At 60.7% G+C, this 26,002-nt stretch carries 23 protein-coding genes; 18 read left to right on the top strand and 5 right to left on the bottom strand.

Features of this window, described 5'->3' with window-relative positions:
* The first annotated feature begins 14 nt into the window (after positions 1–14).
* From NKI67_RS17435 to NKI67_RS17425, 3 genes are read left to right on the top strand one after another with little or no spacing between them, the layout of a single operon-like run.
* Complete coding sequence (locus NKI67_RS17435) at positions 15–1,025, top strand: efflux RND transporter periplasmic adaptor subunit (protein WP_502909347.1); 1,011 nt, start codon at positions 15–17, stop codon at positions 1,023–1,025.
* Positions 1,026–1,031: 6 nt separating this feature from the next.
* Positions 1,032–2,273, top strand: coding sequence for an ABC transporter permease (locus NKI67_RS17430; RefSeq protein ID WP_352646127.1), 1,242 nt, complete (start codon positions 1,032–1,034; stop codon positions 2,271–2,273).
* Positions 2,270–2,941 (top strand): ABC transporter ATP-binding protein, encoded by a 672-nt coding sequence (locus NKI67_RS17425; RefSeq protein ID WP_352646125.1) that lies wholly within the window; start codon positions 2,270–2,272, stop codon positions 2,939–2,941. The genes NKI67_RS17430 and NKI67_RS17425 overlap by 4 nt, the downstream gene beginning before the upstream one ends.
* 17 nt (positions 2,942–2,958) lie before the next feature.
* Here the strand turns inward: NKI67_RS17425 and otsB are convergent, their stop codons facing one another.
* The 4 genes from otsB to NKI67_RS17405 all read right to left on the bottom strand — a co-directional run bounded on the left by otsB (position 2,959) and on the right by NKI67_RS17405 (position 8,944).
* Positions 2,959–3,720: a trehalose-phosphatase gene (gene otsB / locus NKI67_RS17420; protein ID WP_352593655.1), complete on the bottom strand. Its 762-nt coding sequence runs from the start codon at positions 3,718–3,720 to the stop codon at positions 2,959–2,961.
* On the bottom strand, positions 3,717–5,498 hold the full coding sequence (locus NKI67_RS17415) for an alpha,alpha-trehalose-phosphate synthase (UDP-forming) (protein ID WP_023674969.1): 1,782 nt from the start codon (positions 5,496–5,498) through the stop codon (positions 3,717–3,719). The genes otsB and NKI67_RS17415 overlap by 4 nt, the downstream gene beginning before the upstream one ends.
* Positions 5,499–5,672: 174 nt before the next feature.
* The gene (locus NKI67_RS17410; protein WP_352646123.1) at positions 5,673–7,835 is read right to left on the bottom strand and encodes an amylo-alpha-1,6-glucosidase; all 2,163 of its coding nucleotides are present in this window, start codon (positions 7,833–7,835) and stop codon (positions 5,673–5,675) included.
* Between the two features lie 47 nt (positions 7,836–7,882).
* Positions 7,883–8,944, bottom strand: coding sequence for a glycosyltransferase family 4 protein (locus NKI67_RS17405; protein ID WP_352646121.1), 1,062 nt, complete (start codon positions 8,942–8,944; stop codon positions 7,883–7,885).
* Between NKI67_RS17405 and NKI67_RS33880 the strand changes: the two genes are divergently transcribed.
* The 11 genes from NKI67_RS33880 to NKI67_RS17350 all read left to right on the top strand — a co-directional run bounded on the left by NKI67_RS33880 (position 8,834) and on the right by NKI67_RS17350 (position 20,080).
* Positions 8,834–9,502, top strand: coding sequence for a DUF982 domain-containing protein (locus tag NKI67_RS33880; protein WP_502909346.1), 669 nt, complete (start codon positions 8,834–8,836; stop codon positions 9,500–9,502). The two genes, NKI67_RS17405 and NKI67_RS33880, sit on opposite strands and share 111 nt — an antisense overlap.
* 1,163 nt (positions 9,503–10,665) lie before the next feature.
* Positions 10,666–10,833, top strand: a complete 168-nt coding sequence (locus NKI67_RS17395) for a hypothetical protein (protein WP_352593649.1) — start codon at positions 10,666–10,668, stop codon at positions 10,831–10,833.
* Between the two features lie 263 nt (positions 10,834–11,096).
* A complete protein-coding gene (locus tag NKI67_RS17390) occupies positions 11,097–11,321 on the top strand; it encodes a hypothetical protein (RefSeq protein WP_352568673.1) in 225 nt (74 codons plus the stop codon).
* A 112-nt stretch (positions 11,322–11,433) separates the two neighbouring features.
* Positions 11,434–11,688 (top strand): DUF6894 family protein, encoded by a 255-nt coding sequence (locus NKI67_RS33875; RefSeq protein ID WP_023674976.1) that lies wholly within the window; start codon positions 11,434–11,436, stop codon positions 11,686–11,688.
* 465 nt (positions 11,689–12,153) lie between these two features.
* A complete protein-coding gene (locus NKI67_RS17380; RefSeq protein ID WP_352568671.1) occupies positions 12,154–12,696 on the top strand; it encodes a class I SAM-dependent methyltransferase in 543 nt (180 codons plus the stop codon).
* Between the two features lie 237 nt (positions 12,697–12,933).
* Positions 12,934–14,721, top strand: coding sequence for an ABC transporter ATP-binding protein (locus NKI67_RS17375; RefSeq protein ID WP_352646118.1), 1,788 nt, complete (start codon positions 12,934–12,936; stop codon positions 14,719–14,721).
* A gap of 6 nt (positions 14,722–14,727) precedes the next feature.
* The gene (locus NKI67_RS17370) at positions 14,728–15,909 is read left to right on the top strand and encodes a glycosyltransferase family 9 protein (RefSeq protein ID WP_352646116.1); all 1,182 of its coding nucleotides are present in this window, start codon (positions 14,728–14,730) and stop codon (positions 15,907–15,909) included.
* A 9-nt stretch (positions 15,910–15,918) separates the two neighbouring features.
* Positions 15,919–17,106, top strand: a complete 1,188-nt coding sequence (locus tag NKI67_RS17365) for a glycosyltransferase family 9 protein (protein WP_352568668.1) — start codon at positions 15,919–15,921, stop codon at positions 17,104–17,106.
* Positions 17,096–18,274 (top strand): glycosyltransferase family 9 protein, encoded by a 1,179-nt coding sequence (locus NKI67_RS17360; protein WP_352646114.1) that lies wholly within the window; start codon positions 17,096–17,098, stop codon positions 18,272–18,274. Before NKI67_RS17365 ends, NKI67_RS17360 begins: the two co-directional genes overlap by 11 nt.
* 301 nt (positions 18,275–18,575) lie before the next feature.
* Complete coding sequence (locus NKI67_RS17355) at positions 18,576–19,370, top strand: sulfotransferase domain-containing protein (protein ID WP_352568666.1); 795 nt, start codon at positions 18,576–18,578, stop codon at positions 19,368–19,370.
* Positions 19,371–19,384: 14 nt separating this feature from the next.
* Positions 19,385–20,080, top strand: a complete 696-nt coding sequence (locus NKI67_RS17350; RefSeq protein ID WP_352568665.1) for a sulfotransferase family protein — start codon at positions 19,385–19,387, stop codon at positions 20,078–20,080.
* Positions 20,081–20,110: 30 nt separating this feature from the next.
* Here NKI67_RS17350 and NKI67_RS17345 read toward each other — a convergent pair whose 3' ends face one another.
* Positions 20,111–21,508 (bottom strand): glycosyltransferase family 2 protein, encoded by a 1,398-nt coding sequence (locus tag NKI67_RS17345; protein ID WP_156937290.1) that lies wholly within the window; start codon positions 21,506–21,508, stop codon positions 20,111–20,113.
* On the opposite strand from NKI67_RS17345, the gene NKI67_RS17340 reads away from it, so the two are divergent.
* From NKI67_RS17340 to NKI67_RS17325, 4 genes are all read left to right on the top strand, one after another.
* The gene (locus tag NKI67_RS17340; RefSeq protein ID WP_352646111.1) at positions 21,425–22,480 is read left to right on the top strand and encodes a glycosyltransferase family 4 protein; all 1,056 of its coding nucleotides are present in this window, start codon (positions 21,425–21,427) and stop codon (positions 22,478–22,480) included. The genes NKI67_RS17345 and NKI67_RS17340 overlap by 84 nt on opposite strands.
* Before the next feature lie 113 nt (positions 22,481–22,593).
* Positions 22,594–23,367 (top strand): glycosyltransferase family 2 protein, encoded by a 774-nt coding sequence (locus NKI67_RS17335; RefSeq protein ID WP_352471919.1) that lies wholly within the window; start codon positions 22,594–22,596, stop codon positions 23,365–23,367.
* A gap of 108 nt (positions 23,368–23,475) precedes the next feature.
* Complete coding sequence (locus NKI67_RS17330; RefSeq protein ID WP_352568663.1) at positions 23,476–24,198, top strand: glycosyltransferase; 723 nt, start codon at positions 23,476–23,478, stop codon at positions 24,196–24,198.
* Between the two features lie 273 nt (positions 24,199–24,471).
* Positions 24,472–25,509 (top strand): phosphatidylglycerol lysyltransferase domain-containing protein, encoded by a 1,038-nt coding sequence (locus NKI67_RS17325; RefSeq protein WP_352456718.1) that lies wholly within the window; start codon positions 24,472–24,474, stop codon positions 25,507–25,509.
* The last annotated feature ends 493 nt before the right edge of the window (positions 25,510–26,002 follow it).

Here is a 26,002-nt window from a genome sequence, read left to right as displayed (position 1 = left end):
GGAAGGAGAGCTTCTTGCGACGGATACGTTGGACTGTCGGCATCGTTCTTGTCGCGGCGACTGCTGCTTTCGGCGCTTGGTATGTGTTGCAGCCGGCCAAGGTTTCGGTCGTGACGCCACAACGCGGCGACGCGGCGGAAATTGTCTATGCGAGCGGCTCCGTCGAGCCGCGAACCTGGGCCAAGGTGGCTCCCGTGGTTCGCGAGCGGATCGTCGAGCTATGCAATTGCGAGGGGTCGCGAGTTAGGCAGGGCGACGTACTCGCCAGGCTTGACGACAGCGAGGCCCGGGCTGTGCTTGGCGAGATCGAAGCGCGTCAATCACTTGCCCAGGAAGAGCTCCGGAGGCTGACCGTGCTTGCCGAAAGGCGTGCGGCAAGCCAGCAGGCGCTCGATCGCGCGCAGAGCGAGCTTGGCCAGATCGAAGCGCTGGTTGCCGGACAGAAAGCGCGGCTCGACACCTACGTCTTACGAGCGCCGAGCGCCGGTATCGTGCTCAGGCAGGACGGCGAGGTGGGTGAGATCGCCGAACTCGGCACGGTGTTGTTCTGGGTCGGCGAGCCGAAGCCGCTCCTGGTGGTCGCCGAGGTCAACGAGGAGGACATTCCACGGGTCGAGATCGGCCAGCGCGCGCTGCTTAAATCCGATGCGTTCCCTCGGCAGAATCTGGAGGCTGTGGTCGACAGCGTCACGCCCAAGGGCGATCCGGTGACGAAGACCTACCGCGTTCGTTTCCGCCTGCCGGACGACACGCCGCTTCGGATCGGCATGTCGACCGACGTGAACATTGTCATCCGCGTTTCGAAAAATGCGCTGTTGATCCCGTCGGTTGCGGTGGATGGGAACAAGGTGTTCGTAGTCGAAGGCGACAAGGCCTGGCGGCGTGAAATCCGAACGGGCATTCGCGGCACCAATGGCGTCGAAGTACAGTCAGGCATCGACGAGAAGATCAGCATCGTCTCGCCCTATCCCGCCGACCTCGGCGACGGGGGGCGCGTGAGCATCGCCGCCGCGCAGGAGAGATAGGCAACGATGGCGCTGATCGTCGACATTGCCGTAACGCATATCGCCGGCCGCGGCCGCCAGACGCTGGTCGCCATAGTCGGCGTCGCGGTGGGTGTCGGCTTCTCAATTGCGATGGCGGCGCTGATGCAGGGCGGGCAGGACGATTTCGTCAGGCAGCTCGTCGACACGATGCCGCATGTCGACATCACCGACGAGCAGCGCACAGCCCGCCGCCAGCCGGCCGAGGACTACTTCGAGACCGTCGCCATCTCCGGGCTCAGGCCGCGCGACGATCGCCGCGGCATCATCAATCCGACCGCCGCGACCTCCTGGCTCGAGAGCTGGGTTCCCGGCCGCTTCGCGGCAAGCCTAAAGACGCAGGGCGTGATCCGTTATTCCAGCCGCGAAATCGGCGCGGCGATCATCGGGGTCGAACCAGAGCGCGAATCCGGTGTCTCGCCGATCGTCGGCAAGTTCGTCGAAGGCAGCTTTTCGGCACTTGCCGCGGGCGGCAACAACGTGCTGATCGGCAACACGATGGCGAGCCGGCTCGGTGCCGGGTTCGGCGATACGATAACGGCGGTCTCCTCGGAAGGGCTGACGCGCAATTTCAAGATCGCCGGCCTTTTCCACACCGGCACCACCGCGCGCGACGAAGGCGAAGCTTATGTGCTTTTGAAGAACGCGCAGATTCTCTCAGCGCGGCCAAACGCCATCAACGAGATCCGCATCAAGCTCGACGATCCAAATCGCGCTCCGGCGGTGGCGCATCGAGCCGAGGCTGAACTGGGCTACAAGGCCGTAGCGTGGCAAGAAGCCAACGAATCGATTCTCGAAGCGCTCGTTGTGCGCAACGTCATCATGTACACGGTGGTCGGCGCGATCATGCTGGTTGCTGGCTTCGGCATCTACAACATCATCTCCACCATCACGCATGAGAAGGCGCGCGACATCGCCATCATGAAATCGCTCGGCTTCCCAGAGTCCGACATGCGCCGGCTCTTTTTGCTCGAAGGCCTGGTGATCGGCGCTGCCGGTTCCGCTCTCGGCTGGCTGCTCGGCTTCTCCATGATCTATGCGCTTTCGCTCATCCGTTTTGAGATCGCCGCGACCGGCCAGGAGATGACCCGGCTGCCGATAGCCTGGAGCCTGACCCACTATATCATCGCCTCGGCCTTCGCACTGGGCTCGGCGGCGGTGGCTGGCTACCTGCCGGCGCGCCGTGCGGCGCGCCTGAATCCGGTCGACATAGTAAGAGGCGCGACATGAGCGCACTCATCGAGACCGAGAGACTGACCCGCATCTTGCCAGAGACGGTCCCCGTTACGCTGGTCAAGGACATCACGCTCACGATCAACGACAACGAATTCGTCGCCGTCACCGGTCCCTCCGGCTCCGGCAAGTCCTCGCTGCTCTATCTGCTTGGGCTGCTCGACCGGCCGACAGGCGGGACCTTGAGGATAGGCGGACGCGATAGCGAGCCTATGAATGAAAGGGAGCGCGCGCGGACCAGGCTTTCGACGCTGGGCTTCGTCTTCCAGTTCCATTTCCTTCTGCCGGAATTCACGGCGCGCGAAAATGTAGAAATTCCAATGCGCAAGCTTGGTCGGCTGGCCCGACCCGTGATGCGCGAACGGGCTGGCGAGTTGCTGTCATCGCTGGGGCTCGGCGAACATCTCGACAAGCGGCCGGACCAGCTTTCGGGAGGCCAGCGTCAGCGCGTCGCGGTGGCACGCTCGCTCGCCAACGACCCGCCGCTTATCCTGGCAGACGAGCCGACGGGCAGCCTCGACAGCAAGAGCTCGGAGCAGGTGTTCACAATCCTGCAGAATCTGGTGCGCGAACGCGGCAAGACGGTCGTGGCAGTCACGCATGACCTCGACATGGCCGCACGCATGGATCGCCGCATTCACATGGTGGACGGGAAGATCAGCTGAACCGGGCCACGGCGCGATCAGGCCACCGCCGACGTCTCGAAACTGGCCTCGAGCCAGGCTATTGCGCCGGTCACGTCGTCGAGGGCATAGTTTGCGGCCGTCGGTCCGTTCGGCTTCACGCGGATGGAGATGCCGCCAATTTCATTGATCGCCTCGAAACCGTGTTCGTCCGATGTATCGTCTCCGAGGAATATCGGCCGCCGGCCGACAAAGGGCGGAATGTCCATGAAACGCCGGATGGCAGCACCTTTGACGGCTTCCAAAGGCATGAGCTCGACGCCGGCGTTTCCCGGAAGCACCCGATAACCCTTCGGAAGCCGGGCCAACGCCTGTTCGACGAGCTGGATTGCGGGTGCAAGCAGTTGCGGTGCTGCTCTTGTATGAACGGCAAGGACCGGCCCCTTGCGCTCGACATAGACCTTGCCGCTGCCCAGTTCGGCCTCGATCTCGTCCGCAAGGGCGGCGATGTCGGCCGGCGCGTCGGCGGCATCGATCGGGCCGCTCGGCGTCAGCCGGTGCTCCAGCCCATACAGTCCGGCGATCCGCAGCTTCAGCGGATGGAACAGCTTGTCCACGGCGGGAATCGATCGGCCGGTGATGAAGGCGACCGCACCATCCAGCCGCCGCTCGATGCGTTCGAGCAGATTGCGCAATTCCTCGCCGACGAACACCGCGTCGGGATGGGCAGCGTGTTCAAGCAGGGTTCCGTCGATGTCGAGGAAGAGCGCCCATTGCCCTTCCGACAGGTTCAACGCCGGCGGTTGTTCAAAGCTTTTCACGACGCTGCCTTCCGAGCCCGCTCGAACATCGAGATGACGTTGTTGGTGTTCGATGGCGGGCGCTCGCCGGTTCCGGTCACCCTGTCGAGATCGCCGCGTTTGCGCAGGCGCGCGGCGTCCAGCAGCATACTGCCGGCCCAGCGGTAGACATTGTTGTCGCGGACCATCTCGCGCATCGGCCGCAAACGTTCGCGCTGCTCTTCCGGCGTCATCGTCAGCGCCTGCAACAGCGCCTCGCTCATCATGGCCGCATCGTAGGGGTTGACGATCAGCGCTTCCAGCAGTTCGCGCGAGGCACCGGCGAAGGTGCTGAGCAAAAGCACGCCCTGTTCGTCGTCGCGCGCTGCGACGAATTCCTTGGCGACAAGGTTCATGCCGTCATGCAGACTGGTGACCATACAGATGTCGGCGGCGCGATAGACCTCGTAGACCTGCTCCTGCCGATGATGTTCGGCGACCATCAGGATAGGGCTGTATGTCTCGCTGCCATAGCGCCGGTTGAGCTCCTCGGCACAGCGGCGGCATTCGTCGTGGAGTTGCTGGTAGGCGGGCAATGTCCCCCGGCTCGGCGCGGCGATCTGCAGGAAAACCACCTTGCCTATCCATTCGGGATATCTCGTGAACAATTCGTCCAAGGCATGGAAGCGATCGAGAATGCCTTTCGTGTAGTCGAGGCGCTCGACGCCAACGCATAGTTTGGTATCCGCAGACAGGCCGAATCTGTCGCGCACGCTGGCGCGGCACTCCTCCACAGACGGCAGTTTTGCCAGCAATTGGGCCGGCCATTCTATGGAAATGGGATAGGCGTGGACCAATGTGGTCTGCCCACCATAGGAGATTGCCGCGTCTGCCCGTTCGATCCGGCTCTCCAGAAAGCGGTCGACACTTTCGGTGAAGTTGTTGGCATGGAATTGGGTATGAAAGCCGATGATCGAACTGCCGAGCAGTCCTTCCAGGATCCGCTCACGCCACGGACAGATGCTGAACACTTCCGAATTGGGCCAAGGGATGTGCCAGAAGGTGATGACTATCGCGTCCGGCAGGCGCTGGCGAATCATGCGTGGCAGCAGCGCAAAATGGTAGTCCTGCACCAGCACGATCGGCCGTTCGTTGCGGGCTTCGGCAACCACCGTATCGGCGAATTTGCGGTTGACGGCCTCGTAGGCGTCCCAGTCCGAGGCGCGAAACACGGGGCGGGTGAAGGCGATATGGCAAAGCGGCCATAGGCCCTCATTAGCGAAGCCCAGATAATAGCCCTGATATTCCTCCTCCGTCAGCCAGACCCTGCGCAGCGTGTAGGACGGATTGCCTGGCGGCACCTGCACCCGGTCGTCCTTGTCGACGGTGAGGCGGTCTGCCGTGCCGCCGCCATAGGCGATCCAGGTGCCGGCACAGGCGCGGGTGATGGGCTCGAGTGCCGAAACCAGCCCGCTGGCCGGCACCAAAAGTTGGACCCCGTCATCCTTGATGTTGTGGATGTAGGGTTCGCGGTTGGACACCACGATGACCTGTGCGTCCGGCAGGTCGTCGGCCAGGATCTTGCGCAAAGTGTCGGGCGACCATGTGACCAGTGCCGCATCGGCCGACTGGCCGTTCTTTTCGAACTCGCGCAGCACCTTGCGTGCCGCTTCCGACGCGACATCCTCGCTCGGCGTGTATGCGGCCGCCGTTGCGCGGCCGCGACGCTGGCGGGATATCGACAGGAGAATGGCAAAAGCGGAAAAGCCAAAACTTGCAATCAGCAAAACCCAGAGCAGGTTTACAGTATAATCTGACATGGAATGTGATCTCGCCTCCGGCCGGTCGATAGCCGTTTTTTTATTTGTTTTCTGGTTCGCCGCCGTATGACAACGACAGCATCTCCGCCCATTTTTGCAACGCACAAAGAGGCTATCGGTTCCGGACGATTGCAATGCCGCGCGTCATTTTCGATGCGCCGCAGCGCGGCGGCATCAAGTGCGCACGATGAGCGGCACCATCCCCTCATACCGATCGGCGAGAAAGGCGACGACCCGGTCGCCGACACGCTGGAAGGTGAGGTCGACCACTGTCGAGCCGACACCTAGATGCCGCAATGTCAGCGTGTCGATGCCGATCGGCAGCCTTGGGCGGGTGACCCGGATTTCGCTGTTCCAGCCGTCGATTTCGAGCCCAAGGCAGGCCTGCATCAGCATGAAGGCCGATCCCGCCGACCAGGCCTGCGGCAGGCACGCGACGGGATAGGCGATGGGCGCTTCGCCCGGCGACCGGGTAAAGCCGCAGAACAGTTCCGGCAGCCGCATGTTGAAATGGACAGCCGATTCGAACGTGCCGCTCATCAGCCTGACTACGCTCTCGCGCACTCCATAACGTGCCAGGCCGGCACCGCACATGGCGGTGTCGTGCGGCCAGATCGAACCATTGTGGTAGGACATCGGATTGAAGAATATCGCATCGTCGGCCAGCGTCCTCACTCCCCAACCAGAGTGGAACGACGCAGAGAGCAGCTGATCGGCGACCATCTGCGCCCGTTCCGGCTCGGGCAGCCCGACAAAGAGAAGATGGCCGGCATTCGACGTCCGTACCTTGCAGAGCTCGCCTGCACCATCGATCGCCAGTGCATAGAAATTGAGATCGTCCATCCAGAAATGGCGTTCCACCGCGGCGCGCATGGTTTCGGCGCGTTCCTCCCAATGATCGGCCTTGTCGTCCTCGCCGCGGCGGCGGGCGAGCGCCGCCAGCCCACGGAACGCGGCAAAGACGTAGCCTTGCACCTCGACCAGGGCGATCGGCCCCTTGGGCATGCGGCCATCGGCATGGAAGACGGAATCGAAACTGTCCTTCCAGCCCTGGTTGGCAAGGCCGGTCTCGGCGCCGCGCTGGTAGGTAACGAAGCCGGTCGCGCGGCTTGTCTCCTCCGTCCATTCGGCCGCTGCACAGAGCGATGGCCACAGGCTGTCGACGAACGCCATGTCGCCGGTACGATCCGCATAGGCGCAAGCGAGATGAATGTAGAGCGGCGTGGTATCGACGCCGCCGTAATAGCGGCCGAACGGGAGCTCCCGCAGTGCCGCCATCTCGCCCTTGCGGGTCTCGTGCATGATCTTGCCCGGCTGCGAATCGCTGAACGGCGACGTTTCGGTCGCCTGATGCTGGGCGAGAAAGGCGAGTACGCCGCGCGCCAGCCCAGGATTCAACCACAGCATCTGCAGTGCGGAAATCACCCCGTCACGGCCAAATGCCGTCGAGAACCAGGGTATGCCGGCATAGGGGTAAGGTCCGGTTGAAAGCTCGGTGGTCAGCAACGCCACGTCCGCGCGCGCGCGTTCGATCCAGTCGTTGAAGACGCGGCCGGAGCTGTGCACCGTCGCGCCGTGGCGGCGTTTGGCGCGCATGCCGAAGCGAGCGCGGGCGGCAGCAGCCCGAAAACGGTCGCGGTCGGGTGTCTCCGCCACTTCCGGGCCGACCTCGATATAGAGGACCTCGCTGCTGCGCTTCGTCACCGCAACCAGGAAATCCGCGCGGCTGGCGGTCAAATTGTCCGGCGCCTGCGAGAACGAGATCGCCGACAGGCGCACGAGCTGGTCCAGCCCGTCATATCGAAGCACCACGGATGTCGGACTGGTCTCGGCGGCGTGGGCTATTCCGCGCTTGAGCCGGGTCGAACCGCGCACCTCGAACATGTCGCGGAAATCTGCTGCGAAATGCAAGGAAACCCGAATGGCCGACGATTCCTGGCTGTAGTTGGAAAGGGTGATGCGCTCGAACAGCCGGTCCTGCCAAAGCAGCCTGACGCGTTCTATGTGGATCGCGCCCTGCGGAATGTCGCGACCACCGACACTCTGGATCGGCAGATTGGTCAGGTTCGAGGTGAAAAGCACATTGTCCTGGCTGAGCGAGGCGCCGAGCAACGACATTTGCCGGCCACCGACCGTCAGCCGGAATTCCGAAAGCACACGCGTGTCGTCTCGGAAAAAGCCATCGCCGGCGCCGCGGATGTCGCCATAGGCGTCGGCCACCGCGAAGCAGTCGGCTTGCTTGAGGGCGAACAGCCGGTGCGGCTCCCGGGGCGCAACCTCGTCGAGGGAGGCAAGGGCTACGGCGGGATCAAGCTTACGCTCGTCGAGTTGATTCATACGTCACAAGCTCTGTCGTTTCGTTCCAACGTCCACAATGACGCCGATCAGGACGCTCTCGCTTCACCGGGAGCGTCGATCAGGCGCGTATACGCAGCCACATAGTCGTGGGCCATTCTCGTGGCAGAAAAACGGTTTTCGAACACGGCTCTCACCTGTCGCCTGTCGAGGCGCAGCAATTCCGGTATCGAGGTGACTGCGGCATCGACCGTATCGACAAGGAAACCGGTCACGCCGTGGTCGATGATCTCCGGCAGGGCACCGCATTTCCAGGCGATTACCGGCGTGCCACAGGCCATAGCCTCTATCGCGGCAAGACCGAACGGCTCCGGCCAATCGATCGGAAACAGCAGGCCGGCCGCCTTGCCGAGGAATTCCGCTTTTCTGTCCTCTTCGATCTCGCCGATATAGTCGACACGGTCGCCGTCGATCAGCGGCTCGACCGTGTCGTGGAAAAAAGGGCGGTCGTCGTCGCCGATCTTTGCTGCAAGCTTCAGTTTCAGCCCGGAGCGCAAGGCGATCTCAATGGCACGCTCCGGGCGCTTGTCGCGCGACAGCCGGCCGAGAAAGGCCAGATACGGCTCGTCCACCTCCGTCTCGAAAGTCGGCTTGTACATGTTGATCGGTAGCCCGTGATGGATGGTCGCCAGCCAATTGGCCCTGGGTAGCCCGGTTCTCTGGCTGCGCGAAATCGAGATCATCGGAAAGCGCGGAAAATGTTCGTAGGCCGGGGCCAGGTCGACATAGTCGAGCCTGCCATGCGGTGTCGTCACCGTCCGGTCGGGCATGTGTTCGAAGAAAGGAAAATGCAGGAAGTGGCTGAGATGGAAATGGATGATGTCGAACTGTTGCGCACGGCTCCTCACCTCGGCGAGCATCGAGAGATGCGCCGCGGTTTCGGATTTGTGCGGGCGCGGATCGAGACGGAGCGCACGCTCGCGACACGCCACCAATTTCGCCGACGTCTTGGTATCGCCGCTGGCGAACAGGGTCACGTCATGGCCAAGCTCGACCAATCCTTCGGTCAGATAGGAGACGATGCGCTCCGTCCCTCCATAGAACCGGGGTGGCACGGATTCATGGAGCGGCGCCACATGGGCTATTCTCATGTTTTGGCATTTCCCTCAAAAAGACTGCTCGTGGCATCGAAATGCATCAGCCGCGCTAACGTTCCCGCACAATGGCAAGATGTCACCCAATTGGGGCAAGATGTCACCCAATTGGAGCTGCCGGGCGCGTCCACCGCTGCTCGTCTCGTGCAGCCAACATTTTTCAGGCCAAGCCCTCTTTTGCCGGGAACCAAAGTCGGGTTCGCGAGTTTAGTGGGGTTCGATCGCACGCATCCGGTCGACGGGGAGGAAATGATGGACCGCTTGCAATTCTTTTCGCCCGTGCGGGTTTTGCGCGGACAGGGACAGCCCGTGGAGGAGATCGACAGCGTTGCCGAAGCAATGGCATTCTTGCGAAAATGGCCGGCGGGGCGGCGCGGGCCGGTTTACCAGTGCGCCGTGAATTGCTGCGCTGCGGCCATGGCCGGCCGGATGTCGGCCGAGGAAGCGAGAAAGGCTTTTGCCGGCTTCGCCCGGATCACCCGCCTGCTCGAGGGCGATCGGCCGTTGCCGATGAGCGGCGAGGATCGGCATCGCGATCACGCCTTGAGGCGATAGCGCCGACTGCCGCAGATCGTCAGAGCAAGGGCATTCAGCCTGAGCGCCCGATCGGCGACCGACGAGCAGCACCGGCAAGGTGTCGTAGAGCGCTGCCCAGTAGGGGGCGTAAAACCCACGCCGGTATTCCGGCACTATCCAGTAGACTGCGGCAATGGTCGTGAGCGTAACGATGAAGCCGATGAGCTTGCGCACGACACGCTCGACTTCAAGCGCTCGCATCGGCTTCGCCTGCAATCCCGTTGAACGCCTTCGAAACGTCTCGAAATAAGCCGTGTCGACCGCGATCATTGCTGCAGTAGTAGTAGCTGCAATGACAGTCATGGCCTGCAAATGCACAGGCCAGCTTCTGTCGGCGAGCATCGCGACGGTGAGCGCAAGACCAAGCAATCCTGCAAGGCCAGTGAGGGGCGCGGTCGCCGATTTCGGTCGGAGCGTCATACTACTACTCCCGTTGTCGTGAGGATCGATCGTCGTTGCCGGCCGCGTGGTCGCCGCCACGGTTCAACTCGAGTGGCGCCGCCACCGGAGCCGCTTGAGCAGCCGCTACACTCCGCCGCTGCCGTTAGACCCGCCGTTCCGTCGTTGCCGCCACTGGATCCGCTGCTGCCGCTCGAACCGCTGCTGCCGCTCGAACTGGTAGTACCGCTTGAGCCGCTGGCGCCGCTCGATCCGCTCTGCTGCTTGAGCCGCCGATGGGCCCCTTGTTGACATTGTGCGGGGAGGGATGATTGTTAGCGCCCTCGCTTACATTTTCGCAGGTGCATTTGCGCTGATATTTGGCGCCGAAGGCACTGCCTTCATTGCTCGCCTTCTGGCAGACCAACCCATGGCAAATCAACGTCGCTTCGGTTGTCTCGGGGGTAAGGCCCGTGATGACTAGTGCGGTTGTCGTGGCCGCCATGCCCGTGATCGTGAACCGGAGTAAATTCCGAAAATTTTGCATAGATACCTCGCTTTCTGACGCCTCGCTTCTCGGGCTCGCGCCCAAGCTTCCTCGTTGTCGAGTGGATGTTTGCGACAAGGCCGCATACGGATCGCTTACGCCTCAGCGGTCGGGGCTCAGGGGCGGCATAAAAAGTTGGACGAAACGCAGACAATGGTGCCGCATTGCGGTATTTCGACCGGAAAAGGCCAAAGATGCACTTTTGGGGGAATGGATAATGTCGAAACGGCTTAGACTGGTGCTGGGAACGGCCGGCGCAATTGCCGTCGCCATTGTCTGGGGGATCGTCGCCACGTCGATGGGGGTGCCATCGATTCTGATCACTGTAGGAGCGGTCGCGATCGGCGCGGGCATCTACAGCTATGTCGATCGAAGCCGAAGCTGATCCGGTTATCAGGCTACGGGCATAGCGCAAAAATCCCACGGTCGCAGACTGTCTGCGGCAATGCTCAGTGTACGAAAATTACCAACGACAGCGTTCTGTGGAACGAGTGGCCTGCCGAAGCTATTGTGGTGGCGGTCCGAGACACCCCCGCCTCGGGTCATTGGCTCACCCAGCCGAGTGGTCCGCTGCTACCCGATGGCAGCGGACCTTTATCCGGAGGACAGACCCGGAAGACGGACATTGTGCCGAATCGAGGGAGAACGATGGTCGTTGACGAGATTGCCGCGCGGCGCCTGAAAAGTCAGCTCGAGCAATACATGGAGACCAGGAAGAGGCGCCACGATGCGGTTTCCACCGCAGCGGCTGAGATCGCGATCAGGGCTGTCATGCCGAATTGCCCGGCCTCCGGAAAAGCCCTGGACGACATGATTGCGGCATGTGCGTTCGAACACGGGCTGGGGGTACTGTTCGATCGACCTGACGCATGAAGGCCTAAACGCCATGAATCCCAACGCAAAATCGCACGGTGCTGTCGTGCACAAATCCGACGCTGTTCCTGAGACCGCTTGCGACTAGATAAACCAACCAACCGGAGCAGGCATGCCGAGATATTTTTTTCATTTCCGAAACAATGACGGCCGCTTGACGGAAGATTTCGAGGGTCAGGAGTTGGACGGTTTGTCCGCGGCTCAGGATAACGCAATGGCTTCGGCCAAGGAAATCCTGGCCGAGGGCCTGCTCAGCGGCAGCCCGGTCCTGACAGGCCTTTCCTTCGAAATCTGCGACGAGAACCGGAACCTGCTTTTCCGATTTCCATTCTCGGAAGCTGCCGAAAAGGCCGGCACTCGGCCGTGATTGGCCAAAAGCCCCGCGATGCGGGCGAGCTTTGATCGAGCCTGGCTGAAAAACCGCATGTCGCGGCAAGACGGTCGTTGGTGCAAATCAGCACCATAGGCAAATTAGTAGCATAGCTGCCGGCACAAAGCAAGAACAAATATGGGCTTGCCTTGCCTACGGGGCATTACTTATGTCCCTGCGTGTGCCGGCCCGGGCTATCGTGCGTTTCAGGAACTCGAGGGCAGGCACGGGTAGGGGGCACCAAGCGACGTTGCCATTTCCAACCAGTATGTCGATTTGTCGGGCCGGGTGTTCGTCAACTTACCGAAACGTCTTCGCAGGATGCTGTGATCAGGAGTTCCTTTCTCCCGCGGTTGCGTTTACAGGACGCTCAGGACAGTGTCGTTTGCGCGCCAGCAACTGGACCGAGTTAGGCCGGGCGCACAGTCCCCCTCCGTCAAGGTAACCAGTCCGGCGCCGTTTTTGGAGAACAATGATTTGTGGTGGTCAAATAAGCAAAAGAGATTCAAGGGAACGTGGGACGACCGACTGGACGGCCTATTCTCAGCAGAGGTCGACTACGCCGGGAAATCCATTCTCGATGTTGGCTGCAACATGGGTGTTGTCGCCTATGAGATATCCAAGCTAGGACCGAGTTCGATCCATGGGATCGACATTCTCAAGCCGCATATCGAGACGGCCAGGATGATCTTCCTGGGTTGTCCGGTCCAAAGCCGGTTCGATTGTCTCGATCTTGGCAGCCGGAAGCTGCAAAATGTTCTCCAACCGCAGTACGACATCGTCATGCTGCTGGCGGTCTACCATCACATGCAGTGGAGCCTCGGCGCGGACAAGGCGCGACGCGTGCTGTGCGATATCGCCGGGCGTGCTCAAACGATCGTTGCCCGCGTCCCTCCTGGCAAGGATAAGGAGATGATCGCGGTGCTTTCGGATGTGGGCTTTTCAATCAAAAGCAATCACACATCGCCTCTTGGAAGCCATCTCATGGTCCTCGCGAAACACTGACCAGGCATAGCGCGGCCGACGACGAATGGCGCAAGAGCCGCGTGGCTGGGGTCCGCTATGCTCGCATGCGAGGAACCGACGGTCATAGGCCGATGACGTGCAAGGATCCGGTTCGGCATTGACTGCGGTCGGGAACGAAGCCACAGACAGGTGATCGAAACCGTCTCGCGCTTCAAGATAACGTGAAGACCGGACGGGATCGCAACGGGCGGCGACGAGATGATTACAAAGAAACGAGTGTCAACGGCCCCAGCATATCCGCTGATCAAGCGTCTGATTGGCGAAAATCTGCCGCCGCACAAGATGCTGTATGTGACAGGTTTGCTGTGCTCGATCGCCGCTGCTGCGGCGACCGGCGCGGCGGCCTGGATCATGAAAGTCATGATCAACACCATCTATGTCGAGCGAGACGCTGCCGCTGTATCGGGTATCAGCGCCGTCATCATCGGCATTTTCCTGGTCAAGGGCATAGCTGCCTACTGCCAGACCATCACGACGGGAAAGATTCGCCGGGCTATCGTTTCGGACCTGCAAAACCGGCAATTTTCCCGAATGGTGTATTTCGACATCAGCCGTTTCGCGAACCAGCATCCGGCAAAATTCATCTCCAAAATCATGTTCAACGCGCGCGCCGGGGCGACCGTTATTCTCACCCTCACGAGCAGCGCCGTCTCTGATCTGCTGACCCTGATTGCCTTGGCCAGCGTCATGGTCAAGCAGGACCCGGTGATGTCGCTGATATCCGTGGCGGTTCTGCCGATGCTGTTCCTGTCAGTCGGCGCGATAACAAGGAAGCTCAAGGCGCTGGCGAGGGGCGAGACGGAATTGGCCGCACAAGTCCAGTCGATCGGCACGGAAGCCGTCGAAGGCATCCGCACCATCAAGTCCTTCCAGCTCGAGGACAAGGCGGTTGCCAGCTTTGCAAAGGCCGTCCGCAAGATGGAAAGACGTGGCATCCAGATCAACCGGACGTCAGCATTGATGAGCCCATTGATGGAGACCGGCGGCGGCGTGATCATCGGGCTTTTCGTTATGTACGCCAGCTGGCAGACCCTCGGCAACGGCAAGACGCCCGGCGAATTCATGGCCTTCATTACCGCGTTCCTGCTTGCCTATGAGCCTGCCAAGCGGTTGGCCCGGGTCAATGTCGACATGCAGAAGCAAATGGTCGCCGTCGAGCAGATGTATGATTTGATCGACACGCCCGAGCAACGGCGACTCGCGATTGCGGGCGAGCGTCTGACCGACGTCGATGGTGGTATCCGCTTTGAAGATGTGGCCTTTTCCTATGACGGCAACAGCCCCGCGCTCGAGGGTGTTTCCTTCGACGTGCGACCTCGTGAGAAGCTGGCGATCGTCGGCCGCTCCGGCGCCGGCAAGACCACCATCGTCAATCTGATCCTGCGCCTGATGGAGCCGGACAAGGGCAGGATCCTGATCGACGGAAAGGACATTTCGAAGATCAGCCTGGCCGACGTTCGCGATAACATCGCACTGGTATCTCAGGACGTCTTCCTGTTCGAAGGCTCGATCCGCGACAACATTCGCGACGGTCGCCCAAACGCCACCGATCAGGAAATCGAGTCCGCTGCGAATCTCGCCCGGGTCACCAGCTTTGCGTCTGCGCTCGAAAACGGGCTCGACACGCTTGTCGGGCCGAGCGGCACCAACCTGTCGGGCGGGCAGAAACAACGCGTTGCCATCGCACGCGCCCTGCTCAAGAATGCTGCGGTAATCGTCTATGATGAAGCGACATCCGCGCTCGACGGTGAAAACGAACGGGCGGTCATGGAGGCAGCCTTCGACAACACATTTCAGCGCACGGTGATCTGCATTGCGCACAGGCTGTCTACAATCAAGGCGGCCGATCGTATTCTCGTGTTTGACGCCGGACAGCTTGTCGATGCTGGAACGCATGACCAGCTTGCCAAGCACAGCGAGATATATCGTTCGATATTCCACCTGGAGACGCCCGATCCGATGGTCGAAAGCGGCAAAAAGCTGCGGCAGAGCGTATTGCGCTGAAGGCCGATGACCAGCTTTTATCACGGTTCCTATGTCCGGTATGTGATTGGTGGACTGGGCCTTCAGGTGCGCCGGTACAAAAAGGCGGTGCGCAGGTTGTTTTTCAGTCCCAAGCAGCCTCGTTCCATTCTTGAGCTACAGGCCAAGGTTGAGGCCCTGATCGTGCGCAGGGACTGGAAAGGCCTTGAAGCCGGTACCAATGAGATGGCTGTCACGGCCGATCATAATCGCGACCCGGAGCTGATGCAGAAGGCGGGCCAGGCGTTCGAACGCCTTGGCAACTTTGCGCGGGCAGCTGAGCTTCGGCTTTCCGCTCGCCGGCTGCGGAAAGGGAAGAGCGCCAACGAGTGGACCGGCGAGAATCTCGGATCGGATACACTGCTGATCGATCTTGTGGAGGATGACCCGCGCAGCCTTGGCCGGGTTATCCGCCACGCGCGACTGGCCGGCGCTGCCGCTGCCTATGCCCAAAGTGCAACAATTCGGGTCGAGCCGCGCCTGGTATCAATTCTGCAGCGAACGTTCCCGAAGGCGACCGTGGTCCCGGCGCAGCGGGATGTGGTCGGCGACAAACACGCGACTTTCGAAGATCTCGCCTGGGTGTTCGGACGCGACGCCGAAAAGCTTGCTGCCGACTTCGTACCGCTGCGGGCAGATCCTGAACTCGTCGAGGCATTCCGCAAGCGCTATCGGGCGATGACGGATCTGCCGCTGGTCGGTCTCTCCTGGGGCAGCAAGTCCCATACCAAGGACGTGCCTGATTTTCCTGAATGGGCACGGTTCATCGCCCAGACGCCAGCGACATTCGTTTCGCTCCAGTACGGGCAGATCAAGCCGGCGTTGCGGCGCCTTCGCAACGGCAACGACGCGCGTCTGATCTTTGACGACAGCGTCGACCAGATGGTCGACATGGACCGTTTCGCCGCACAGCTCGCCGCACTCGATGCTGTCGTGACGATCAGCAATACGGCGGCCCATCTTGCGGGAGCCATTGGCGTGCCGACTGTTTTCCTCATCGACGATAATTTTCAGACGGCATGGCCAGTGACTGGCGACCGGACACCCTGGTATCCGAAGGGCATTGTCATTCGCAAGGAGGGGCGCCCTTGGTCGCTGGTGCTCGACGAGGCCGGCCGGCGGCTCTCGTCGATCCTGACGACGCTTTCCGACGCTCCCCGGGGACGATAGAACATCGCCGTGCAGAACAGACGAACCATCCTTCAGAAGGCAAAAACCGCCGATCTGCGCCCGCAAGGCGCCGTCGGCAAGCGGCTGCAGAAGGTTCTCGAGCGGGCAAAGGAACTTCTTAGACGTCCTTCGCGCCACGCCGACGAAAGCGCCGAACGGCATATGAGGCTGATGGAGGAAAGCGTGCAGCGTGGTGATTGGCAAACTGCTCGCGACCATGCACTGGCGCTTGGCGTGCTTGGTGAGCAGCTTGGCGATCTCGGCCTGATCAAGAAAGCGGGGCGTGGACTGAGGCGTCTCGACGGAGGAAATCGCATCTGGCAGTTGATGGCGGCGAGCAAGCAGCTGCGCGGCAGGCCCGATTGGGATGGCAGTGATCTTGCGGGTCGCACGCTTCTCGTCGATCGTCGCGAAGGCGACCTGGCGATCTTTTTCCAGTTCGCGTCTTTGCTTGGTCCAGCAGCTGCGGCTGCCGGTCGATGCATCGTCTTCGTCGAGCCGCGACTGGCACCGCTTTATCGCAGAACATATCCTGCGCTCGATGTCAGGATTGAAGGGGAAGAGGACATGGCGGCGGTGGACGCCGATGTCGTTGCCGGTTTCGAGACGCTCGCAAAGCATTTCTGGCCGGACGACCCGGCGGCACGCGCGCCCTTCGTTCCGCTGGAGCCGGACCGCCGACTGGTTGCCGAGCTGCGCGGCACCTATCTCGATGGCGGCCCAGGTCCCCTGATCGGATTTGCTTGGGGAAGCCTCAACAAGAGCAAGGATCTGCCGGCCCTGGACGATTGGCGGACGCTGTTCAGCAGTCTGCCGGGGCGCCTCGTCAGCTTGCAATATGGCGATGTCGGGCCGGCCCTCTCCGAGTTCGAGCGCCACGCGCCGGGGCGCATCATCCATGACGCTTCCGTCGACCAGTTGACGGACATGGACCGCTTTGCCGCCCAAATTGCGGCGCTCGACGCGGTGGTGACGATCAGCAATACCGGCGCCAACCTGGCCGGAGCGCTCGGCGTGCCGACGATTGTCATGCTCGACGACGGGTTTCGACTGTCCTGGCCTGCCTTCGGCGAGACCGTCGCCGCATATCCGAGCGTTCGACTGGCCCGAAAAGGCGGCCGAGCCTGGGCGTCGGCAGTGCAGGAAGCAGGCGGACGGGTCATGCAAATCATCAGCGGAGCTGGCGATGGAAGGTAGCCTACTTCTCGGCCGGTTGCGCCGCGCTGTCGCGCTTGCAGGCTACAAATACAAGGTCTGGTTCCGACGTCACCGCCGGCAGCTCTTCCTTCGCTGGCGCGACGGCGACATTGCCGATCAGATGGCGGATTATCGGCGAAGCGTCGAGTCCCGCGATTGGCCGGCGGCCCTGCCGAAAGCCCTGGCTCTTGGATCCATTGCGAAGTCGAGGGGCGAGGTCCACCTGATCGACGAGCTCAGCAAGGCGCTGATGCGGATGGGCGCTTATGGCGCAGCCGCCGAACTCAGGATCGCCCGACGCCACATCGTCAACGGCCGCGTCGATGGCGAGTGGCTGGGCCAGGATATTTCTGGCCAGACACTGCTGATTGATCTGATGGAAACCGAAAAGCAGGGTCTGGCCACCGCGATCCATCATGCGAGTTCCGTCGGCTGTGCCCTGGAGCGCGCCGCCCGCTCGATCGTGCTGGTCGAGCGCCGCCTGGTACCGCTCTTTCAGCGCACTTTTCCGACCGCCGATGTGCGGCCGGTCGGCGCTGGCGGCAAGGCCGCCTATGCCGAGGCGCAGGCCTTCGCCGGCGTCCAGCATCTGACTGCCGTTTTCGAAACCGACGAGGCGACGATCCGCGAGCATTTCGTGCCCCTTAAGCCGGATCCGGCCCGGGTCGCTGAACTTCGCGCCCGCTACCGGAAGGAAGGACGGCCGTTGGTCGGTATCGCATGGGGCAGCTCCAATCCCGGCAAAGACCTGCCGCCGCTTGCCGCCTGGCGAAACCTGATCGGCCGACCGGACCTCCGGTTCGTCTCGCTGCAGTACGGCCAGATCGAGACCGATCTGAAGATCCTGACCGACGGTGAGCCGGAGCGAATTCTTCATGACAGATCGGTCGATCAGCTCGTCGACATGGATCTTTTCGCCGCGCAGGTTGCCGCGATGGACGCCGTGGTGACCATCAGCAATACCGGAGCGCATCTGGCCGGCGCGCTCGGCATCCCCTCGGTTTTCATTCTGGGCGACGGCTTCAAACGCTCCTGGCCGGTCGAGGGCGACCGCACGCCCTACTATCCATCGGCCGTGCTGGTCTCGAAACGGGAACGCCCCTGGTCCGTGGTGATGGGCGAGGCCGAGTCCATTCTGGCGCCATGGCTCACAAAAGTGAGTGGCTAATGCATGTCGTCCAAAAGCGCGTCACTGAATACGCTTCGACGCGATGCGCATTAAGGAGTTCGGCCGACGGACCGCGGAATGGAGCGCCCGTGTCGAACAGTCGTCGCAACAGGCCAAAAAACATAAGGCATTCCGAACCGGGATATAGTAAAGGCCAATTCGCCCCGCAGAGGATCGCAATTCTTGCCGGCATTTCTGCCTTGTGTTCGAATTAGCCGTAGGCTTAGGCGCCCAGTAATGGGGTTGGTCTGGCCGGCAGCGGTTCGGGCGCCAGCTCTGATAATCTAAAGGAGGTCTCTCCATGTCCTTTCTAAACATGTCCTTTCTAAAATTTTTCCAGGCCAAAGAGCCGCCTCTTCCTCTTATCGTATCCTTTCCAAAATCGGGGCGCACGTGGCTGCGTGTCATGCTGGACGATCTCGGAGTTGAAGTTCAATACATTCACGACGGAACCGACCACAAGTTACTTCGACCGATATCGGGCCTCAAGGAGAATAAATCTCGATACAAGAAGAGAAGAACAATAATGCTTGTTCGCGATCCAAGAGATACGGTGGTCTCAGGGTACTTTCAGGTTCAGAAGCGCCACATGCTTCCAGCGGGATCGTTCAGCGATTTTATCAGAAGCGACAATCATGGGATTGAAAAGATCATCAGATTTAATCTGCATTGGTTCGCGGCCATGCCCCGGATGCGCGAAATCCGGTATCTTCAATATGAAGATATGCATCGGGATACGGCTGGTGTCCTTCGCGCGATCCTTGGATTCCTGAACCAGCAGGCTGACGATCGGACGCTTGTCGAGGTGGCGAACAACCGAACGTTCGACAAGATGAAAGTGAGTGAATCGACCGGTGATCTGTCCGATCGATACGGCAAGATATTACAGCCGCGCGATGCGAATGATCCCGAAAGCTTCAAGGTGCGCAAGGGCAAGATAGGCGGTTACGGGGAATATCTTTCCGAGGACGACGTGGCCTATTGTGACGAGCAGTTGGCTAAGTTCGAATATTGGGAGAAGCTGGACAAGGTTTTTAGCACGAACGGCTTGTGCTACGCTCGCGTCGATAACCGCGCCCGGGTCGCCTTGGGTTAGGGAGCATTGCCGACATGGTGATGCGGACCGGATTCATTTGCGGCTGCGGCCATAGCGGGACGACGTTGATTGCGACGATCCTTGCGTCGCATCCCGACGTCTACCTGCCGCTCCAGGAAACCAACATTTTCTTCAAGTGGACGCCACTGGCCATGTTCCGCTTCTGGAAACTGAAGCGAGCGGCGCTCGATGCTGGAAAGAACCTGCTGCTTGAAAAGACACCGCGGCATATCCGCCGTGTCGCCCGCATTCGCCGGCTCGTGCCCGGTGCGCGTTTCGTCATGCCGGTGCGAGATGGGCGCGACGTCGTAGCGTCCCTGATCAAACGACTTGGCGACCCAACGGAGGCTCTCGACCGCTGGATCAACGACAATGCGCTGGTTCTTGCGGAACGGGGAAAGCCGGATGTGCTGATCTATCGCTATGAGGACCTGGTCGAGAATCCGGCCAAAGTCGTCGAGCAGATATGCGGCTTTCTCGATGTAACCTTCAGCCCGGATCTCCTCGACTATCACAAGAACCCGCAGCAGTGGTTCAAGCCGACCGACGCCAGCGGCGAGACGCCGCATGCGGTGCTCCGGAACCAACAGGTCAATCAGCCGATCTATGACGGGAGCGGAAGATGGCGCTCCGAACTTGGAAACGCCGAGCTACAGGACCTGGTCCAAGGACGAGGTGCCCAGCTTATGAAAGCATTCGGTTATGCATGATGTCGGTTCGGCATCTGCTTGAAATGCCGTCTACCAATCAATTTTGTCGATCAAACCCGTTTTGAACAGGCTGTGAGCTCCTTCGTACAGCATTGACTGTTCGCTCATCGCGCTGAGAGCGGCTTTACCGCTCGATACCTCATGATACTGGCGATATTTGGAAGCGCCGTTCCAATACTGACCTTCCGCCACCGCGACCTGCGCCTTGTCGTTGAAATCGGCGAAGAACTTGAAATGAAGCAGGCCAGCCAATCCCTTTATATAGTTTCGCCAGTAGGGCAGCGGTGAGTGAATCGACGTAAAAATCGTCTGGCGATCAACATATATCAGAGGAAACTTGGTCAACTTGTGCTGCCTGGCGAAAAGCCGGGTTCTCGGGCCGCCTGTGATCTTGAGATGCCGGGGGCTCCTCGTCACCTCATAGCCGCTGCCGTCGAAATGGTCCGCAACTTGCCATGGCGGCACGATGGGATCGAAGGGTACGTCCCAGATGTTTCCGCTCGGATACATGTCGATCATCGGCGCCAGCAGGCGTGTCATTCCGCGCCGCTTGAGCCAGTCGGCCATCGCACCGAGCGGATGCTGATCCATACCGTCATAGACAAGATATTCGTCCGCATCCACGGTCAGATACCAGCGAGGCTGACCATAGATCTGCACAATCCGCTGACGCCAAAGGTTTCCCAGGTCCGACTGCGAATAGGTGATCGGCGAGCTGAATAGATCGACATCTGGCTGCTCGGCCAGAAGCTCAGCTGTTCCGTCTGTCGAGCGGTCATCGAGGACGGCGAATCTGGTGACGCCGAGTTCGCGATAGTGCTTCAGGAACGGGCGTAGCCTGTCCGCCTCGTTGCGGATGACGAGGATCAAAGGCAGGTCATTCGCTTTAAGGGGCGTTATCGGCCGCAGCGATGACACTTCTGCCCGTCTTCCGAAGGTGTGTCTCAGCCGATATATGGCGGTGTCGGTAATCGTCCGGCGGACAATGGCGGGCCAGGTTGCTTTGCTCAAGCCATCGATTCCCCTCATGGCGGTCACCGCCCGGCTGGAGCTGGCGCTGATCCGCTGTTTGCAGTTAATTTCTACATGCAGCACCGTTAGGCAAATCGCAAGCAGTTGCGGACAATGGACACAGGCCTGTTCTGAGTTCCGGCGGGTGAGCTTTCCAAGTGTTGCCGATGCGAGCTGGCCTCTATAGACATCGTCAGATGGCAACAAGGCCGGAGCCCAGACCCCATGTACGCCGGCATTCGTGGCACCGAAATTCAATTCGACAGGCCGCTCCTGTTCGTGCGCCAGCGTTATGCGCCTTTCGGTGGCGGCGAGATCATGTTGGAAAACATCATGGCCGCATTCGCCGCGCGTCAGCGGCGGGTGGCCGTGCTGTCCGGCGACTGGCCGCGTTATGAAGGCATCGAGTTCATCCATTGTGCCGGCCGCCGGTTTCCGCGTTCGCTGCGGGCGACGTCCTTTGCCCAAGCTGCCTGCCGCAAGATCGCCGAGATGCCGCCGGCGCTGGTGCAGAGCAACGATCGCCTCCCGTGCTGCGATGTCTTCCGGGCCGGGGAGGGCGTTCATGCCGCCTATCTTGCCGAGCGGCGGCGTTTCGAGACGCGGCTTGGCAGGGCGGCAATGGCGCTGAGCCCCTTTCACCGCCAGACGCTGCGCCTTGAACGTGCAACCTACGCCAGCCCGAGGCTCAAAGCTGTCATTGCCATTTCGAAGATGGTGGCAGAGGACATTTTCCGTCACTACGATTATCCGGCGGAAAATGTGCACCATATTCCCAACGGGGTGGATCTCGACCGCTTCAACCCGCAGCTGCGCCAGCAGCATCGGGCGACAATCCGCGCGCGGCTCGACGTCGACGAAAACAGGCCGGTCGTCCTGTTTGTCGGCTCGGGCTTTGCGCGAAAAGGACTTCTTGCACTGATGAAGGCGGTCGCTAGGCTCGATGGCGAGCCTGAATTGTGGGTCATCGGCCATGATTCGCGCGCCAACGCCTTCAGGCAGGCCGGTGACAGGCTCGGTCTCGGCGCACGGCTCAAGATGCTGGGGCCGCAGAAAGACATGCTGCCGTGGTACGGCGCGGCCGATATTGCCGTGCTGCCTTCCATCTATGATCCTTTCGGCACAGTGGTCATCGAAGCGATGGCCAGCGGCTTGCCCGCCGTGGTAAGCACCGGCTGTGGAGCGCGCGAGCTTGTCGAGCGGTTCGAGCCGACGCTCGTTTGCGATGCGGCCAGCGAAAGCGACCTCGCTGCAGCGCTCGCGCACGCGCTGCAGTTGTCGTCACGACCTGAGACCGCAGCCCGGGTGAGAGCGGCGGCCGAACACTATGATTTCAATGTCATGATCAAGCGAATGATGGCGCTGTATGAAGGCCTTGATCTGAAATGATTTTCGACTTTGTTGAATTAGGTTAGTACCCTCAGTGTGCTAACGGGCCGGGAGCCGATGCTGCAGATGCATTCGAATGACAGTGGCAGCTTTGATGCCGGAGCATTCTGACCGTGCCGGCGCTCTCGGTCATTATCATCACCCGCAACGAGGAGGCATCCATCGCGCAATGCCTTCGGTCGGTCCATTTTGCCGATGAGATCGTCGTTCTCGACAACAACAGCAGCGACAGAACCAGGGAGATTGCCGGTGCTCTGGGAGCAAAGGTTCTGATGACCGTTGATTGGCCCGGTTTTGGTGCGCAAAAAAACCGTGCGCTGGCCGCGGCAACGGGGGATTGGATCCTCTCGCTGGATGCCGATGAGTGGGTGGAGGCGCCGCTCGGCGCGGAAATAAGGGCCGCAATCGCCGACCCAAAAGCCAATGACGGCTTCGAAATACCGAGAAGATCGCGCTTTTGCGGGCACATTGTCCGCCATAGCGGCTGGTCGCCCGATCTGGTGCTCAGGCTCTTCCGTCGCCGCTCCGGGCGGTTCAGCGACGACACCGTGCACGAGAAGGTATTGGTGAACGGGAAGGTCAGCCGATTGTCTCAGCCGATCGAGCACGATTCCATTACCGACTTGGCAGATGCCCACGACAAGATCGGCCGGTACGCAGAAGCGTCCGCCGCGCAACTGCTTGCCGAGGGCAAAAAAAGCTCGATAGGCAAGGCGGTTTTGCGCTCGGTCTGGGCCTATGTGCGCAGCTATATTTTCCGGCTGGGATTTCTGGACGGTTCCATTGGTGCGATGGTGGCCGCGTATTCGGCCAGCTACACCTATCAGAAATGGGCCCGTGTCGCATTGGGAATGCGAGGCCCGGTCCACCCAAAAAAGCAACGCTGAGGCCAGGACAAATCTGTGAGAAACCGGCTTGGTTGACCGCAATTGTTGCCGAGCCATCGCCAACTAGTTAGTGTACGACCGTAAAAATCGAAAGCCAGGGTAGTGAATATGACTGATGCGTTTAGGGTATTTATCGGATGGGACAGCCGTGAGCCGATCGCGTACGACGTCGCGCGACACTCGCTGCTCAAACATGCGTCGGCGCCTGTCTCCGTCATTCCGATCAAACAGGACGAGATGCGTGCCCGCGGGCTATATTGGCGGGAAAAAGATCCGCTCGCCTCAACGGAGTTCACCTACACGCGCTTCCTCACGCCCTTTCTCGCCGACTACACGGGTTGGGCCCTGTTTTGCGATTGCGATTTCCTGTGGCTTGGTGATGTCGCAGGCCTGCTGAAATATACGGACTCGGACAAGGCGGTCTATTGCGTCCAGCATGACTATACGCCGAAGGCCACAACCAAGATGGATGGTGTGGTCCAGACGTCCTATCCTCGGAAAAACTGGTCGTCGCTGATGCTGTTCAATTGCGCGCATCCTTCGGTCAGATCGCTCACGCCAGAGGTCGTGAATCAGGAAAGTGGCGCCTATCTTCACCGAATGCAGTGGGTTGCCGACAAAGATTTGGGCTCATTGCCGGTAGAGTGGAATTGGCTCGAAGGTTGGAATGAAAAGCCTGCGGTCGGCACACCTAAGGCGGTCCACTATACCAGCGGCGGCCCGTGGTTTGCCGAATGGCAGAATGTCGACTACGCTGATTTGTGGATAGCAGAACGCGACGAGTTCCTGGCTTCCTATCAAGCGGAATCTTCGCAGAGCGCCGTTCGATAAGAACATCGTGTTGGCAGGTGACCTGGGCGCTTCCGAAAGTGGCATTGATTTTCGTGTCGCCAAGGGCGCAGCAACCAGCCGTCAGGCGCTGGGCGTCGACAACAATGCATGTTGCCGCCTGGGGGCGGGACCGAGGCAGATTGCGCCTACGAATCTGGCGGCTCCGGCCGGGTAAACATGCCGCGCTGAGATAAGGATCAGCTCGCGGCAATATGATCGGTTTTGGGGTCCGTCAGCTCTTTCATCGGCCTAGCCGGCACGCGAAAGTCGACCATGCCGTCACTGCGAAGACGCCTCGATCGTTTCCTGGAGAACCGCGGGCCTAAAATACCGCGGCTGCAGCTGAACCATGTCGAGCGCCTGGCGCTGGTCCGTCGCCACGGTGATTTTTCCCTTGCCTATTCGACCGCCGTGCAGAAGGGGCTTCACTACTTCGGCGATGCCCAGGGCTACATCGCTTACGGCAGCAAAACGCGACATCATTTCGCGCTCGGTGATCCAGTGGCTGCCCCGGCCGATCGGCGCGACTATATCAGACGTTTCATTGAGGTTGCCGGCAGCCCGTGGTTCGTGCAGATCGGCGACCAGACGGCGCGCGTGCTTGCCGGGCTTGGCTATCAGGTCAACCGCCTCGGCGTCGACACCAGGCTTGTCCTGCCCAGACACGACTTTTCCGGAAAGCGCAATGAGACAGTGCGCTATTCCGAACGCTGGCTCTTGAAGAAGGGTTTTTCCTTCGCAGAGGACAACGGGACTGTCTTCCTCGACGAGATTGCCAGGCTCTCCCAGAATTGGCGGGCCGACCGCATCGTCAAGCGCTGGGAGATGAGATTTCTCAACAGGCCCTTTGCCGATCACCTTGGCGTCGATATGCGCCGTTTCGTCCTGCACGGTCCGGATGGGGAGCTCGTGGCCTTGCTGGATTTCGATCCGCTGTTCAGCGACGGCAAGGTCATCGGCTACACCACCTCGTTCAAGCGCAAGCACATCGATGCCTCGGCGCATGCCGAGATCGGCCTGACCAAATTCGCGGTCGACCGCTTTCGCGATGAAGGTGTTTCCGTCGTCACCCTAGGCCTGTCGCCGCTTGTCGAAATCGGACCTAGCGGGTTTGCCGAAAGCGATTTCTGGCGGCACGCCTTCCAGCGTGCCTATGACTCCCTCTGGGTCAATCGCACCCGCTTCAATCTGCAGGGGCAGGCGGCCTTCAAGCGCCGGTTCCATGGTGTCGAAGAGCCGACCTATCTTGCCTTTCGCAAGGGGACCTTTTTCGAAGCGCTTTCTCTGCTCCGGCTGATCAGGGCCGTCTAGTGCCTAGTGGCTGAGCGCTCGTCGTCTCCTAGTATCGTCGACCTCACACCGGTCAGGCTCGTTGTTTAGGTGGGAAAGGAATGCTGCGGCGGGAAGCAAAAGACCGGCTGCGAACCGCTGGCCCATTCTGCGGCGTCCCCCAGTCCCGCCGGGGCACTTTTGGCAGCCTGAGAACGGCTTCGCGTCAGCGCCAAGGGGTCGGATTTACGGTTGCTGCAGCGTACCGCCGGGAATAACGAGGGTACCCTGGCCTGGCCTTGAGTATCTGAAGCCTATGAAGAACAAAGCAACGATGATCAAACAAATGACGATGACCGCGACGACGCTGCCAGGATGGTGTCCGGTATCTGGCGGTTGGACCATTGCCTTCCCGTATGGCTATCGCCGCTGACCTTCTTCATCTTCCAACCGAGCATGACGACTGTCAATGGATACGGGAGTTGCGCCCGCCATCCAATCAGCCGACTGCAGCGTCGATCACGTTGCGCGTTGC

The organism is Mesorhizobium sp. M0408 (genome assembly GCF_040321495.1).
Lineage (GTDB): Bacteria > Pseudomonadota > Alphaproteobacteria > Rhizobiales > Rhizobiaceae > Mesorhizobium.
The sequence above is the reverse complement of the archived record's forward strand: the minus strand, read 5'-3'. Positions and strand labels throughout refer to the sequence as shown.

What these genes read in the sequence shown, in the direction of transcription:
- NKI67_RS17430 (WP_352646127.1), top strand. Translation starts at nt 1,032, where the DNA reads ATGGCGCTGATCGTCGACATTGCCGTAACGCATATCGCCGGCCGCGGC.
- NKI67_RS17425 (WP_352646125.1), top strand. Translation starts at nt 2,270, where the DNA reads ATGAGCGCACTCATCGAGACCGAGAGACTGACCCGCATCTTGCCAGAG.
- NKI67_RS17415 (WP_023674969.1), bottom strand. Translation starts at nt 5,498, where the DNA reads ATGTCAGATTATACTGTAAACCTGCTCTGGGTTTTGCTGATTGCAAGT.
- NKI67_RS17410 (WP_352646123.1), bottom strand. Translation starts at nt 7,835, where the DNA reads ATGAATCAACTCGACGAGCGTAAGCTTGATCCCGCCGTAGCCCTTGCC.
- NKI67_RS33880 (WP_502909346.1), top strand. Translation starts at nt 8,834, where the DNA reads ATGGCCAAGCTCGACCAATCCTTCGGTCAGATAGGAGACGATGCGCTC.
- NKI67_RS17405 (WP_352646121.1), bottom strand. Translation starts at nt 8,944, where the DNA reads ATGAGAATAGCCCATGTGGCGCCGCTCCATGAATCCGTGCCACCCCGG.
- NKI67_RS17395 (WP_352593649.1), top strand. Translation starts at nt 10,666, where the DNA reads ATGTCGAAACGGCTTAGACTGGTGCTGGGAACGGCCGGCGCAATTGCC.
- NKI67_RS17390 (WP_352568673.1), top strand. Translation starts at nt 11,097, where the DNA reads ATGGTCGTTGACGAGATTGCCGCGCGGCGCCTGAAAAGTCAGCTCGAG.
- NKI67_RS33875 (WP_023674976.1), top strand. Translation starts at nt 11,434, where the DNA reads ATGCCGAGATATTTTTTTCATTTCCGAAACAATGACGGCCGCTTGACG.
- NKI67_RS17370 (WP_352646116.1), top strand. Translation starts at nt 14,728, where the DNA reads ATGACCAGCTTTTATCACGGTTCCTATGTCCGGTATGTGATTGGTGGA.
- NKI67_RS17360 (WP_352646114.1), top strand. Translation starts at nt 17,096, where the DNA reads ATGGAAGGTAGCCTACTTCTCGGCCGGTTGCGCCGCGCTGTCGCGCTT.
- NKI67_RS17355 (WP_352568666.1), top strand. Translation starts at nt 18,576, where the DNA reads ATGTCCTTTCTAAACATGTCCTTTCTAAAATTTTTCCAGGCCAAAGAG.
- NKI67_RS17350 (WP_352568665.1), top strand. Translation starts at nt 19,385, where the DNA reads ATGGTGATGCGGACCGGATTCATTTGCGGCTGCGGCCATAGCGGGACG.
- NKI67_RS17340 (WP_352646111.1), top strand. Translation starts at nt 21,425, where the DNA reads ATGGCCGCATTCGCCGCGCGTCAGCGGCGGGTGGCCGTGCTGTCCGGC.
- NKI67_RS17345 (WP_156937290.1), bottom strand. Translation starts at nt 21,508, where the DNA reads ATGGATGAACTCGATGCCTTCATAACGCGGCCAGTCGCCGGACAGCAC.
- NKI67_RS17330 (WP_352568663.1), top strand. Translation starts at nt 23,476, where the DNA reads ATGACTGATGCGTTTAGGGTATTTATCGGATGGGACAGCCGTGAGCCG.
- NKI67_RS17325 (WP_352456718.1), top strand. Translation starts at nt 24,472, where the DNA reads ATGCCGTCACTGCGAAGACGCCTCGATCGTTTCCTGGAGAACCGCGGG.